Annotated in this window: 15 protein-coding genes; 10 read left to right on the top strand and 5 right to left on the bottom strand. The window is 52.2% G+C overall.

The genetic code is table 11. The features are described 5' to 3' along the window. Positions 1–410: 410 nt before the first annotated feature. Together HF685_RS14125 and HF685_RS14130 are read right to left on the bottom strand one after the other, a co-directional pair. Positions 411–1,544: a tetratricopeptide repeat protein gene (locus HF685_RS14125; RefSeq protein ID WP_168820536.1), complete on the bottom strand. Its 1,134-nt coding sequence runs from the start codon at positions 1,542–1,544 to the stop codon at positions 411–413. Positions 1,545–1,780: 236 nt separating this feature from the next. Beyond that, a complete protein-coding gene (locus tag HF685_RS14130; protein ID WP_168820537.1) occupies positions 1,781–2,032 on the bottom strand; it encodes a winged helix-turn-helix domain-containing protein in 252 nt (83 codons plus the stop codon). Positions 2,033–2,278: 246 nt separating this feature from the next. Here HF685_RS14130 and HF685_RS14135 point away from each other — a divergent pair, with 246 nt between their 5' ends. The 6 genes from HF685_RS14135 (at position 2,279) to HF685_RS14160 (ending at position 8,414) form a co-directional block, all read left to right on the top strand. Beyond that, positions 2,279–3,658: an MFS transporter gene (locus tag HF685_RS14135; protein ID WP_168820538.1), complete on the top strand. Its 1,380-nt coding sequence runs from the start codon at positions 2,279–2,281 to the stop codon at positions 3,656–3,658. Between the two features lie 20 nt (positions 3,659–3,678). Beyond that, positions 3,679–4,923, top strand: a complete 1,245-nt coding sequence (locus HF685_RS14140) for a DUF418 domain-containing protein (RefSeq protein ID WP_168820539.1) — start codon at positions 3,679–3,681, stop codon at positions 4,921–4,923. A 3-nt stretch (positions 4,924–4,926) separates the two neighbouring features. Continuing rightward, positions 4,927–6,273, top strand: coding sequence for an MFS transporter (locus HF685_RS14145; RefSeq protein WP_168820540.1), 1,347 nt, complete (start codon positions 4,927–4,929; stop codon positions 6,271–6,273). A 1-nt stretch (position 6,274) separates the two neighbouring features. Continuing rightward, on the top strand, positions 6,275–6,514 hold the full coding sequence (locus tag HF685_RS14150) for a Cif family virulence factor (RefSeq protein WP_168820541.1): 240 nt from the start codon (positions 6,275–6,277) through the stop codon (positions 6,512–6,514). A gap of 54 nt (positions 6,515–6,568) precedes the next feature. Beyond that, positions 6,569–6,889, top strand: a complete 321-nt coding sequence (locus HF685_RS16760; RefSeq protein WP_211051228.1) for a VOC family protein — start codon at positions 6,569–6,571, stop codon at positions 6,887–6,889. 151 nt (positions 6,890–7,040) lie between these two features. Continuing rightward, positions 7,041–8,414 (top strand): phospholipase D-like domain-containing protein, encoded by a 1,374-nt coding sequence (locus HF685_RS14160; RefSeq protein ID WP_246218635.1) that lies wholly within the window; start codon positions 7,041–7,043, stop codon positions 8,412–8,414. Here the strand turns inward: HF685_RS14160 and HF685_RS14165 are convergent. From HF685_RS14165 to HF685_RS14175, 3 genes are all read right to left on the bottom strand, one after another. Further along, positions 8,407–8,553, bottom strand: coding sequence for a hypothetical protein (locus tag HF685_RS14165; RefSeq protein ID WP_168820543.1), 147 nt, complete (start codon positions 8,551–8,553; stop codon positions 8,407–8,409). The genes HF685_RS14160 and HF685_RS14165 overlap by 8 nt on opposite strands. Before the next feature lie 212 nt (positions 8,554–8,765). Continuing rightward, positions 8,766–8,951, bottom strand: a complete 186-nt coding sequence (locus HF685_RS14170; RefSeq protein WP_168820544.1) for a PLDc N-terminal domain-containing protein — start codon at positions 8,949–8,951, stop codon at positions 8,766–8,768. Between the two features lie 47 nt (positions 8,952–8,998). Further along, the gene (locus HF685_RS14175; protein ID WP_168820545.1) at positions 8,999–9,439 is read right to left on the bottom strand and encodes a ferritin-like domain-containing protein; all 441 of its coding nucleotides are present in this window, start codon (positions 9,437–9,439) and stop codon (positions 8,999–9,001) included. 214 nt (positions 9,440–9,653) lie between these two features. Here HF685_RS14175 and HF685_RS14180 point away from each other — a divergent pair, with 214 nt between their 5' ends. The 4 genes from HF685_RS14180 (at position 9,654) to HF685_RS14195 (ending at position 12,590) form a co-directional block, all read left to right on the top strand. Beyond that, positions 9,654–10,958, top strand: coding sequence for a mechanosensitive ion channel family protein (locus HF685_RS14180; RefSeq protein ID WP_168820546.1), 1,305 nt, complete (start codon positions 9,654–9,656; stop codon positions 10,956–10,958). A gap of 117 nt (positions 10,959–11,075) precedes the next feature. Continuing rightward, positions 11,076–11,495: a BLUF domain-containing protein gene (locus HF685_RS14185; RefSeq protein ID WP_168820547.1), complete on the top strand. Its 420-nt coding sequence runs from the start codon at positions 11,076–11,078 to the stop codon at positions 11,493–11,495. 332 nt (positions 11,496–11,827) lie between these two features. Beyond that, positions 11,828–12,010 (top strand): NepR family anti-sigma factor, encoded by a 183-nt coding sequence (locus HF685_RS14190; RefSeq protein WP_168820548.1) that lies wholly within the window; start codon positions 11,828–11,830, stop codon positions 12,008–12,010. After that, on the top strand, positions 12,003–12,590 hold the full coding sequence (locus HF685_RS14195; protein WP_168820549.1) for a sigma-70 family RNA polymerase sigma factor: 588 nt from the start codon (positions 12,003–12,005) through the stop codon (positions 12,588–12,590). Before HF685_RS14190 ends, HF685_RS14195 begins: the two co-directional genes overlap by 8 nt. Positions 12,591–12,699 lie beyond the last annotated feature (109 nt).

Here is a 12,699-nt window from a genome sequence, read left to right on the forward strand (position 1 = left end):
GGCAAGTTTGGAATGCTGGCGCGGGCGGCCGATGGAACTTGGCTTTAAATGTGCAAGCTGGGTCAGATTCAATCGAAAGGAACTGGAATCAAGGAATGATCGTTGCGTGGGTATCAAGCCCGTGCGCGTGTTGCGGGATTTTTTCGGGATTGCATCCCCCGGATGCAATCTTGAACCGGAAAAACGGTCCCTACGGGAATCGAAAACAAGGTCTACACATCAGATAAATAAGCATAAAATATAGGTGCCAGGTTGCCGATCCATCGCCGATACCATCAGTGTCCAAATGTAAAAAGGTTCGATTCCTCAACTTTCGAAAATTATCCTGTCGCATCTTCAAGAAACAGGACTCGGTGATTTCTAGATCAAAACTTGATTACCCGCTTTCGAGCCGAGAGCGGGTTTAATGATCATTCCAAATTGCCCGATAGCGGGATCAGGTTATCAAGCGCTGTCGCGCATTTGGCTGCATTGGGAGAATTGTTTGTCCATTGCTTAACTTCTTCGACAAATTTGCGGGTGATCCCCACTCCCTCAAATTTTTCAGCCTCCCGAATAGAGTCCTCGGCACCTTTTCGGTCTCCCAGACCGAGCAGTGCCCACGCCAGCGAGAGGCGGGGCTGATAGTAGTTGGGCGTGCGGGATATGGCCTGTTTGCAGGCTGGTACCGCTGATGCGTAATGCAGCAGAAACAAATGACCAGTAGCGCGGTAGGTCGCCCATAGTCCAAAGCGCGGATGATGTGGTGCGCGATACTCGGCGGATTCTATTAAGGCAATACCGTTCGGATCGCTTTCCACCAGACACATTTGCCAGCCCAGCATCGCCAGGGCATGCGCATTATTGGGATCCAGTTCTACCGCTCGCCTTAAAAAACCGATGGCTTCCGACTGACGGTGGAACATCGCGTTTACGATTCCTGCAGCGGCAATGACTTCAGGATTGGACGGCTCCTTTGCCAGCGCCGCCCCGATATGCTCAAAAGCGATTTGTTCGGCTGACTTGGGATCATCTTCCCACTGGCTGACCACATTCTGGCTGAGCTGCACAGACAGACCGGCGCGCAAGGCTGCATGGTCAGGCGTTATTTTCAGCCCTTCGCGCAAAAGTCGGGTGATCTCGAGAGCGCTATCCTTGCCATAGCTGTATCTGAGCGTTTCCGCCGTCTGCAATATCCGGTACACATCATTTTGAAAGGGCCGGGAAGTAACCACTGGCGGTTCCAGCGCAAATCGAACCTGCGCGGAAATGGCGGTTGAAACATTGAGCAGGACATCGCTCTGGACTTCGAAAAACTGGTCGAGAACGGTATTATATTTTTCCGACCAGGCCAGTGATGAATCAATCGTGTCGACGAGTTCGAAGCGTAGCCTTATGTCATTGCCGTTCCTTCGGAAACTGCCGGACAAAAGAAACCGGCAGCCGAGCATTCCGGCAATTTTTGCCGGCGGTATATTGTCATCACCGAGCGCCCTTACTGAACTATGAGGCGTAACGAACAGCATGGGAGTGGTAGCGAGCAGGCTGGTTAAATCCCGGCTCATGCCATCAGCGAGATACCTATTTTCGACATCTGCGTTGTGATCGGCAATCGGCAGGATTGCGATGGACAGATTATATTCGCGCGCCGGTACCTCAAACAGTCTGGTGGTTTCCGTATTCGTAACCTTGCCTTCTATCGATGCGTCCAGTCGGTATCCAAATTTAGATACGGTCTTGATTGCACCCGCAAAGCTTGGGAAAGATTTAAACGCCCGGCGGAGCTGATAGACTAGCCGAGTCAGAGACTCATCGCCGCCCCTCCGTTAGGCCAAATGCAATCCAGCAAGTCAGTCCGGTTGACTGGTTGACGCGGAGCAGCGGCCAATTGAACCAGCAAATCCATAACTTTTGGTTCAACATGCTTAACCTGATCATCCAGTCTCAAACTATGGTCAAATTTGTTGGCAGCGATATCATTGATGAAGAAAATGCCGTCCAGACGTTCGTCGCCCGGCTCCCTTTTTCCCTCTGATATCCGAGCATTTGTCATGGAATAATCCGCTAGTGCCCTGCTTTTAACGTCAATGTTACACAGTGTTACCCGAATCCTTGCTCCGGTCCATCATAAAAAAATCATATTTTCCATCAGGACTTTGGACGGTGTCTGGATTTACCCAAGCACATGTCCGGCGAATGAATTGCGACCCGTCATTCGCCGGGCAGTCTGAATAACAGTTTTTTCAAACGCAAACGGTGGCGCGAGCTTTGTAAATTCACAATTCCTGGGGGAACGATTTTGGCATCCATTGCATTGGCGGATCGCCCGCATTCATCCATTTCTCTGGCCGAAAATCGCAAGTTGCGGCTATTCACGATATTCTTGTTATACGCGGGTCAGGGCATTCCGCTTGGTCTGTTTGATTTCGCCATACCCGCATGGATGGCCGTGAACGGCGCTTCTGGCCAAGACATCGCCTTTGTGGTGGCCATGGCTTCGCTGCCGTGGAGTTTCAAATTTATCGCTGGTTTCATCATGGACCGCTACACTTTGCTTTCCATGGGCAGACGGCGGGTCTGGATCATGGGCGCGCAAGCCGTGATGATTGCGCTGCTTGTAGCCTTCGCAATTGCAAATCCGGGCGCGAAAGACGTTCTCATCCTCGGCATTGTGGCGCTGGCGGTGAACTCCGCCACAGTGTTTCAGGATGTTGCAGTCGATGGGCTGACAGTTGATATTCTTCCTGAAGACGAGCGATCGATGGGCGGAGCGCTGGCATCGGGCGGTCAGGCAAGCGGGGTGGCTGCATCCGCCGCATTCACTGGCGCGATGGTCTATGCTTACGGGGCAAGCGCCGCTTATATGGCATGCGCCTTCCTGGTCATTCTGGTGACCGTGCACATCATCTGGGTGCGTGAACGTGTCGGAGAGCGTCGATTGCCCTGGTCCAAGGGCGAGGCGCAGCAGGCCAATATCGCAATCCAGGCTGATAATTGGCTTTCCCTGATCAAGGAAGCTTTGAAAAACACGTTTTCCATGCGAAGCTTGGCCTATGCGCCGGTGCTGATATGCGCCGGTCTGACATACGGGATATGCATCATCGCCGGGCCGCTGATTGCCGCCGGACATACCGGCTGGACCGAGGACCAGTTAGGTCCACTAAACGGCACAGCGCAGATTGTTGGAGCGGTTGCAGCGATAGTCATCGGCGGATACGCAGTCGGTAAAATTGGTGCGCAACGCTCATTCTGGATGTTCTATCTTTGCGCGGTCACCCTACAGGGGTGGATGGTCTGGTCGATGGATAATTGGAGCGATCCTCGGGTATTGATAACCTTCGTCATGGGATGGACGCTGCTTTATGTCCTCACCGGAATCAGTCAGGTCGTGATGAACATGCGGCTCAGCCCGCCCGCAATCTCGGCGACCCAGTTCTCGATCTTCATGGCAATCTCCAACATGGGGATCAGCTTGGCGGGTATATTGGTCGGCTCAATCGCGATTCTGGCCGAACCGAGAGAAATGCTGATCTTACTGATGATGGTTCAGATCCTAGCGGTGATCATCCTCCTGATCGCAAAATTTCCGACCCGGCAAATCGGAACGGATGATTTGCAACCCACGACTGATCTTGAACTTGATGCAGTCGCCCCAGGGTCAACGCCAGCGCGAGACTAGGTTCACTGGGGAGGCTAGTCATGAAATCCATCACCATAGATTCAGCACCCACAAAATCCGGCGAGCGTCATGTCATCATGGACGTTTTGCGTGGTTTCGCCCTTTTTGGGGTGCTGGTGATGAATGTCTCCGACTTTGGCGGCGAGGGCATATTGGCAACCGAGGAACAGCTCAAAGCCTTGCCCAATGCTGATATCGATGCCAGTGTGTTGATGGGTCTGAAAATCCTGGTCACGGACAAGGCCAACACCTTGTTCGCGTTGCTGTTCGGACTCGGTTTCTGGGTCCAGATGGAAAGGCTCGAAGCACGCGGCGCGCCCTTTCGCAGCATCTATCTCCGCCGATCCGCAATCCTGCTCGTCATTGGCACGCTTCACTGGGTGGTGTTCGCTTTCGATATCCTGCACATCTACGCCGTCGTAGCCTTCATCCTGCTGTTCTGCCGGAACCTGTCAGACCGCATGTTGCTGGGTATCGGTTCCATCCTGTTTCTGTTCGGTGCACCCGTAGCGCAAATATTGCTGGGCGCGACAGGGATACTGGAAGCCGGAATGGGCGTTGCTTTTGCCGAAGAGGCCGTTCTCCGGCGACAGGAGGTGGCGCTGTCGGGGAGTTTCAGCGAATGGGTCGCCGTTACGACACGCTGGCAGATTTATCTGTTCTTCGTGGGCGGCGTCATTCTGGGTTGGCTTTTTTACGTCATCGGTCGGTTTTTCATTGGCGCATGGCTGGCCCGCCGGGGATGGATTCAGAACGCCGCCGTCTATTTTCCGAAGTTCAAAAAATATCTGGCTCGGCTGCTGGTCGCCGGATTTGTCCTGGAAATCCTGGCCCAAATATTGAAGGCACAACCTGAAGGCGCGTGGTTTGGCATCGCAGGAATATTGGCCCAGTTCCTCCACGCCTTTGCGACACCGCTGATCGCGGCTGGCTATATCTGCGCTCTGGTGGTTATCTTTCACGGATCGTCGTTCAGCTGGCTCGTCAAACCATTTGCGCCGGTCGGGCAGATGGCGCTGACCAACTATCTTTGCCAGACGATCATCATCTTGCTGATCTTCACCAATATCGGCCCGGGCCTTGGGCTGGCCGGAAATACCGGTCAGGGCGTGCTAGTCGTCATCAGCATAATCGCCTTCGCGGCGCAGGTTATATTGAGCCATTTCTGGATGAGGAACTTCGCTTACGGCCCCGCCGAATGGCTCTGGCGCAGTCTGACTTACGGCACCTTTCCCAAATTTCGCAGACTTCGGGCGGCGACATAAAAAATGCAAAACCTTCACGCAAAGACCGACAGTTTGCTTGCCGCATCATCCTTCCCGAAATCACTCGCCCTGACCGAAAATCGGGCGCTCCGTTACGCCTGCTATTTCCTGCTCTATTTCTCGCAAGGCGCGCCGATTGGCCTCTGGACAATTGCCGTGCCCACCTGGCTCGCGGTAAACGGCGCATCGGCTGGCGAAATCGGCGGCTTTATTGGTTTGGCTATGCTCCCCTGGGCTACGTTCAAGCTGTTCTATGGCGCGTTCATGGATCGCTATACCTTTCCGCCAATGGGCCGCAAACGGATATGGCTGGTGGCCGCACAGGCCGGTGCGATCCTGTCTTTGATCGTGCTTGCGATATTGGCGCCCGGCATGGAGGAACTGGCGCTGCTGACCGCCATCGCGTTCTTCATGAATGTAGCGATTACGATTCAGGACGCAGCCATTGACGGGATTGCCGTCGACGTAACCCCGGAAGAACAGCGCGTCACGGCCAATTCGGTGATGTTTGCCGGACAGATTATCGGCACCGGTGTCGCCGCTGCGGTGGCGGGGCTGTTGCTGAAATATTACGGCATCGGCGCCGTCGGGCTTTGTTTTGCTGCGTTTCTGGCTGTGGTGTTGACCATCGTGATTCTCGTGCGGGAACGCCCGGGCGAGCGGATGTTGCCGTGGACCGCCGGCAAGGCATCGGCGGAATGTATAGCCCTGAACCACAGCGAGTGGCTGCCTCTGCTGAAAGACCTGAAAAAAGCGTTTTTCCAGCCACGAGTGTTTTTCTTCGTACCGGCCTTCATGTCGACCGGAGCCATCTATGCGGCTCTCGATGTCGGAGGACCGATCTTTGCATCGCAAGTGCTGCAATGGGACGAGACGGGCTATAGTTCGCTCGCCGGTATCGCAGGAATCGTTGCCGGGCTGCTTTGCGTATTGGTGCTTGGCGCGGTCACCAGGAAGATCGGCGCCACGCTCACTGGCAGCTCGCTGTTTGTGGTTTTGGCGCTGGCCTCGCTCGTCTTTTCGATGCTGAAACCGGCCCAGTTAAACGATCTGAGCTTTCAAATTTACGTCTTTGTTCACGTCATCTTTGCGCAAGCCATGTTCATCATATTTTGTGCGGCGGCTATGAACATGTGCCTCAATACAATTTCGGCGACCCAGTTCTCGCTGCTGGTCGCGACTTCCTCGATGGCCCGTGTGGTTTCGTCTTCGCTGATGGGCGGTGTTTATGACTGGGGCGGCGTTACCGGATTCTGGAATGTGATAACTCTGGCCAGCCTGTTCGGGCTGGTAACCTTTCTGGTTTTCAGCCGGATCGATGCCAGCGTCAATCGCAAAAAGGAAATTTGACATGCGATATCTGATCGCTCTCCTGCCGATGTTCTGGACCGTTCCTGCCACCGCGCAAGAAGATGACCGGCAGGCGGTCATCGAAGTCGTCGAACGTTTTTTCGAAGCGATCAACACCAATGACGCGGACACCTATGCCTCGCTCCAGCTTGATGACGGCATGACCTATGCGCAGATTTATGGAGAGGACGGAAAGCGCATGATCTTTGGCGGATTTGAGACCCTGCTGGACTACAAATAGGAGAGGAGACAGACAATACCCAATAAACAAGGCGATTTTATCTGGTATGAACTGATGACAGACAATGCCGACGCGGCGCAGGAATTTTACGGCGCGGTGGTCGGATGGACATTTGCGGACAGCGCCTTATTTGTTGAAGTGCGTCAACGTATCCAGTTGTGCGTGCTTGCGCTTGCAAAACCTTGGTTGGACACTTTTGCTGAAGCGGCAGCCAATGCATCCCGCAGCGCTTTGGTCAGGGCATCGAACATAATGGATAATAAATCTGAAGTGGAAGATCTTGAACAAAGATCGCAAATGATCATTGATGCCGGAGCCTCTACTCATGCGTCCAAAGCCTCATATTTTTCAGATGGAGGATGCAGGACATCCTAATAATGTGTAGTCGGTACCAACGACAAAATAAATATCCTGATCGGCGACCATGAAGCCATTTACAGCGCGATCTGCATAGGGAAGGGCCACCAGTATGGAGAGTGATGATTCTACGCCAAATCTTTTTAAGGTTGGAGAAAATTGCTGGCGCGTGGAACATGCAAAGCGCGCTTCGGTTCTTATCGATGGTGAAAATTATTTTCGCGCAGTGCGTAAGTCTATGGCGCGCGCAAACAAGCGGATCATGCTGCTCGGCTGGGACTTTGATGCCCGGATCGAAATGCATGACACGACCGAACAGCACGAAGGTCCTCTGCGGATTGGCGACTATTTTGACTGGTTGCTGAAGAATAATCGCGACCTGAACATCTATATTTTGCGCTGGAACACGGGCGCGATAAAATCCTTTTTTCGAGGCAGTAGTCTCTTGACTCTCATTCGCTGGTATTTCCACCGGCGGGTTCACTTCAAGCTGGATGGCCACCATCCGGCCGGGGCCGCCCATCACCAAAAGGTTGTTGCTATCGATGAAGACACCGCTTTTTGCAGCGGCATTGACGTCACAAATGACCGGTGGGATACTCGTGCTCACGAGCAAGATCAGAAAGAAAGAAAACAACCTGACGGCAAGGACGCGGGACCTTGGCACGATGCAGCAATGGCGGTGCAAGGGGATGTTGCAAAAGCCTTGGCAGAGTTTGCCGAACAGCATTGGCATGACGCAGGCGGTAAGAAGCTGTGCGATGGCAATTCTGGAACCGACTGCTGGCCAGGGGATCTTGAACCGGATTTTTCTGATTGTTCGATGGCTATTTCGCGGACCCTGCCCGAGATGGACGATCAAAAGCCCGCGCGCGAGATTGAGCAACTTTATCTTGATTTGATCGGTGCTGCGCAAAAATATATTTATGCCGAAAGTCAGTATTTCGCCTCGGCGAAAATTGCGGGGGCGATTTCCCTCCGTTTGCAAGAGGTGGACGGACCGGAGGTAATCATCATCAACCCGGAAACCTCGGATGGCTGGCTAGAGTCCGAAATCATGGATTCAACCAGAGCACGGTTATTCGAGGCTGTGAAAATGCGGGATGTGCACGACAGATTTCGGATTTTTCATCCGGTGAATGATGTTGGAACGCCAATATATGTACACGCCAAAATCTTGATCATCGACGACCGGATAATTCGCGTCGGATCGTCCAATTTCAACAATCGGTCCTTGGGCTTTGACAGCGAATGCGACGTTACGCTGGAAGCATCTTCCTCTTCTGGCGAAGCAACAACCAACAGCATCGGTCGAATCCGCAATGACCTGATTTCTGAACATTTGGGATCAACCGAAACGAAAGTCTGTGCAAAAATAGCTGAAACGCAGTCGCTAATCGCTACAATCGGCGCATTGCGTAAGCCGGGCCGCACGTTGCGGATTTATCAGACACCAGATCTTACTCAAGTCCAGCAATGGCTGGCGGAAAATGACATTCTCGACCCAAAGCGGGCAGACGATGCTTTTGCAGGTATTATTTAGCGGGAGTGGCTATTGGGTTCGCCGAGGCAATTTCGTTGGTGCCGTCCTCATGCCGCTTCGAATCCTGGATTTTCTTGATAAGAATCTTGGCAGCCATCGAAATGGCACCGGCAGCCAGAGTTCTGATAATGAAACGCATGCTGATCTCCTGTAGTGCTTCGTTATTATTCAGGAAATTTACGCGCCAGAGAAGGTTTGGTTGCATTTTGGCAACCACAGGAAGAGAGGGAAAACCAACTCAGAAACCAACGGTTGGCAATACGCAAAAGCCGAAAAAAACCTCAATGCCAGATCCCAAGGACCGACATTGAGGTTTGATGTTAAGTTATTATTATTTCGTCGTATAGGCGCCTATGCAGCGCGGGCGGAACCTCTAGGACCGATAAAATACCACAGGATAAGACCTACAAGCGGCAGAATCAGGATGATTGCAGTCCATATGATTTTGCTTCCAACCGATGATCCTCCACCCCAGACGTTGAGCAATGCCCAAATATCCAGCACCAGAATGATTAATCCGATTATTCCATATTCCATGTTAAAGTCCTCTTCTCAATGTCCGGGATAACTGCCTCATGCCGAAATTAGGTAGTTTCTTCGAGGTGGTCGATCAAACGGCCATCGGCACGCAGTTCTCCCAAGAATTTGCCGAGCACGGCCTTGCCGGCGGCTAGTAGATCATCGTTTTCCATCGCGTCGTCCATTTTTTTACGCAGATGTTCTTCGCCGGTATCGACCGCCTCAATGGCAGCCTCGTCATTATCCTGCACAGCGGCACTTAACTTCATAAATACCCGATGAGCGCTAGCGAGAATTGTGCCGTCCGCTTCTGGCTTTCCGCCGAGCCCGACGATTTCGTTTCGTACAGAAGCGGCCATTGCCCGGCGAGAAATAGCCCGGCGTGTGAAAAATTGTTTGAACGTATCGCGATCTGCAACTTCAGCAGCTTTTTCGTATCCTTCAGCAGAGTCTATCAGCGTTTCAAGAACATTGTTTAAGATTTTAGTTGAATTTTCGTTTGTCATATCTTCCTCATTCGTTTGTGGTTATGAGCAATTAACTGCGCAAACGACACGGCGTTCCCAAATATATATATTTATTCGCGGAGGAACCTTAACGATGGCGGCGCGTTTAGAACGATCTTCTACTGGGAGTTATACTTTGGGTCCGTGCCGTTTTATCATCTTCTGTTGCAGCCTATTTTGTTGGTCTCTCATTCAACAAACTCCCGCAAATGCCATGCCGAATTTAGCATCGACTGATGCGTCAGGAGCAAGCGACCCGGAGCCCATTATCGAGTCCGAAGTCGCAGGCAGTGAGGATCAGGCCATTGCAAACAGGTTAAAGGGGATATTCGACGAGATTGGCGGCCTGGGAGAGATAAAAATTAACGTAAAAGCAGGTGTAGTAAACCTGTCCGGCCCGATTGCCGATGAAGCGACAGCGGCTCGCGCCAAAGCCATAGCCCAACGCGTATCCGGAGTCGTCACGGTGGAAACCGGATTTGAACGTAACATGTCAGTGGGAAGCAATGTGGAGCCCGTTGTCGACGAGATTAGCGACAATATCAGTGGTTTCCTGTCTGCGCTTCCTCTGATCGGAATTGCTTTAGCGGTTGCATTGATTGTCGGACTACTCGGGCATTTTCTCGCTTCGCTCATGGGATTCTGGAAACGGGTTACGCCCAATATTTTTCTGGCTGAACTCGTCGCGACAACCGTGCGCGTTCTATTTATCGGGATGGGCCTGTTTATCGCACTGGATATTTTGAACGCGACAGCTGTTATTGGCGCTGTGCTTGGCGGAGCCGGTGTCATCGGTCTGGCGGTGGGCTTTGCGCTTCGGGATACGGTGGACAACTACGTATCTAGCATCATGCTAAGCATCCGCCAGCCGTTCCGGGCCAACGACCACGTTCTGATCGGCGATCGCGAAGGGCATGTCGTCCGTCTGACTTCGCGTGCGACCATATTAATGACGCTCGACGGCAATCATTTGCGAATTCCCAATTCCACCGTTTTCAAGGCCGAGATTCTGAATTACTCAACAAACCCGCAGCGGCGGTTTACCTTCGAATTGGGTGTTGATGCGGAGGATGACCCCGCAGCGGCGATCGAGACAGGACTAAGAGCGATCAATGAACAGCCATTTGTTTTGGACGATCCCGAAGCTACCGCCGAAATTCAGAAAGTTGGCGATTCCAACATCGTTATCACATTTCACGGCTGGGTCGATCAACGTGAAAGTGATTTCAACAAGGCCAGAGGCGCGGCCATTCGTGTGACTAAAAATATTCTGGAGGAATCCGGTTTCGCCCTGCCAGAACCGATTTACCGGCTGCGGTTTGACGGCGATGCCCGGCCTTTTGAACAAACGGGAAAAACCCAAACTGCCGCGAAGCCGGCACAGGAAAAGGCACCAACAAAACCAGCCACGGCCAAGGTCGATGTATCACGCGAGAAGCACGTTGAAAATCTGGTTGATTCTGAAAGAGCTGTCGATCCTGCGGCAGATCTGCTGAACGATAACCAGCCCGTCGAGTAAAAAGGCTTAGACTAACTTAGGTTAGAGCAATAATTGTAACCATCGCCTAGTCGTGATCAAGATGCACTGAATTATACAGGGTTTCAAATCATTGATCACTTCCATAAGGAAATAGATGTGCCCAAGGACCTGATTACTGCACTGGTCTATGTGAGCACCGCTGATCCGGGACTGGTGAAGGATGACTTGCTCGCGATCCGGAGAGTTGCCGAGAGCAACAATCAACACAGTCAAATCACGGGCCTGCTCACATACAATGGCACGAATTTCATGCAGCTGATTGAGGGCACGGCATCTGCGGTTAACGAATGCGCACATATTATCGGGCTGGATGATCGTCACAACGGCATGACTGTACTAACTAGGACTGAACATTCGGGTAGGCAGTTTCCCGATTGGACAATGGCATCGTATTTTCTTCAATATGAGAATTCCGTATTGTCGGATCAATTGATGGAAATGTTGGCGAAGCCGTCTGTCGATCCAAAAACGCGGGAAGTTTTCAATAGCTTCCGCTCGCTCGGCTATCAAAATTGACGTGAGCGCCAGCCGAACACAGCCAATCGGGCGTCACTATTTTATCATGTTCTGCGTGATCCGGCACAGGGCGTGCTAGAAACGTTGGTTAGAGACCCTTATTGGTCGGCGGCATAGCAACAATGACGGCCGCTATTCCGAATGGAAATTATGGATTCTGATCGCTTTGGCCAATTGGCTTTTGGGCTAAAAACTTTTATGCAACCTTTCCGTTCTGTCGGTGTTGTCAGGATAAGTGACTATGAAAGAGGGCCGGTTTGGTTGGTCAGAATAATCATGACGATAATCCCGCACCAAATAATGATGCGAAGGGTGTATCAAAGAGCAAGTTGATGACGAGTAAGAATACCATGCAAGAGCGGTTGGGTCTCGGCCTGAAAAATATGTATCGAAGCGTATTGGAAGAGCCGCTTCCAGACGATATGCTGGCGTTGCTTGATCAGCTTGATCAGCTTGACGACGAAGATGACGATGGTCGTGCGACGGGCACATCCGGATCAAAAATGAATGACTGAACAGCAGTCTCTGCCCAGCGCAGAATTTAAGACAGAACTAACTAAGACAATCCCGCACCTCAGGGCCTTTGGACGAAGTCTGTCCGGCAATCCCGACCTCGCGGATGATCTGGTTCAGGATACTTTGCTAAAAGCCTGGTCCGCTCGCAAACGTTTTGTTGCCGGCACATCAATGAAGGCGTGGACGTTCGTTATCCTTCGCAATACCTATTTCTCAAACATGCGCCGCAAGAAATTTACCGGCAATTATGACGAGTTAGCAGCGGAGCGGATTTTATCAGCGCCCGCGCCCCAGCAAGACCCTATCCACTTGGCCGACTTGCAGCGCGGTCTGATGGAATTATCCGATGACCAGAGGGAGGCGATAATATTGGTTGGCGCTGGGGGCTATTCATATGAAGAAGCAGCGGAGATAGCTAACTGTGCCATCGGCACTATGAAGAGCCGCGTTTCGAGAGCGCGCACGACGCTAGAAAATATCCTTGAAACAGGCAAATTTACCGGGCCCGATCAATCGCGCAACAGCACGGAAACAGCGCTGGAAAATATTATAGGGGCCGTCGACAGGATTGCATCCTGAGCCCGAAAGCTGGCGGGGAAACAGTAGGTCCCGAACTACCTCACAAACCAGAAAACAATGGCACCCAGCACAAGTATTGCGAGCGGAAGCGACCATGCGAGTGACCGCC

Origin of the sequence: Parasphingorhabdus halotolerans (assembly GCF_012516475.1) — a bacterium.
GTDB classification, from domain to species: domain Bacteria; phylum Pseudomonadota; class Alphaproteobacteria; order Sphingomonadales; family Sphingomonadaceae; genus Parasphingorhabdus; species Parasphingorhabdus halotolerans.

Excerpts from the sequence above, each read along its gene's own strand:
- HF685_RS14125 (WP_168820536.1), bottom strand. The coding sequence starts at position 1,544 with ATGAGCCGGGATTTAACCAGCCTGCTCGCTACCACTCCCATGCTGTTC.
- HF685_RS14130 (WP_168820537.1), bottom strand. The coding sequence starts at position 2,032 with ATGACAAATGCTCGGATATCAGAGGGAAAAAGGGAGCCGGGCGACGAA.
- HF685_RS14140 (WP_168820539.1), top strand. The coding sequence starts at position 3,679 with ATGAAATCCATCACCATAGATTCAGCACCCACAAAATCCGGCGAGCGT.
- HF685_RS14145 (WP_168820540.1), top strand. The coding sequence starts at position 4,927 with ATGCAAAACCTTCACGCAAAGACCGACAGTTTGCTTGCCGCATCATCC.
- HF685_RS14150 (WP_168820541.1), top strand. The coding sequence starts at position 6,275 with ATGCGATATCTGATCGCTCTCCTGCCGATGTTCTGGACCGTTCCTGCC.
- HF685_RS16760 (WP_211051228.1), top strand. The coding sequence starts at position 6,569 with ATGACAGACAATGCCGACGCGGCGCAGGAATTTTACGGCGCGGTGGTC.
- HF685_RS14165 (WP_168820543.1), bottom strand. The coding sequence starts at position 8,553 with ATGCGTTTCATTATCAGAACTCTGGCTGCCGGTGCCATTTCGATGGCT.
- HF685_RS14170 (WP_168820544.1), bottom strand. The coding sequence starts at position 8,951 with ATGGAATATGGAATAATCGGATTAATCATTCTGGTGCTGGATATTTGG.
- HF685_RS14175 (WP_168820545.1), bottom strand. The coding sequence starts at position 9,439 with ATGACAAACGAAAATTCAACTAAAATCTTAAACAATGTTCTTGAAACG.
- HF685_RS14180 (WP_168820546.1), top strand. The coding sequence starts at position 9,654 with ATGCCGAATTTAGCATCGACTGATGCGTCAGGAGCAAGCGACCCGGAG.
- HF685_RS14190 (WP_168820548.1), top strand. The coding sequence starts at position 11,828 with ATGACGAGTAAGAATACCATGCAAGAGCGGTTGGGTCTCGGCCTGAAA.
- HF685_RS14195 (WP_168820549.1), top strand. The coding sequence starts at position 12,003 with ATGACTGAACAGCAGTCTCTGCCCAGCGCAGAATTTAAGACAGAACTA.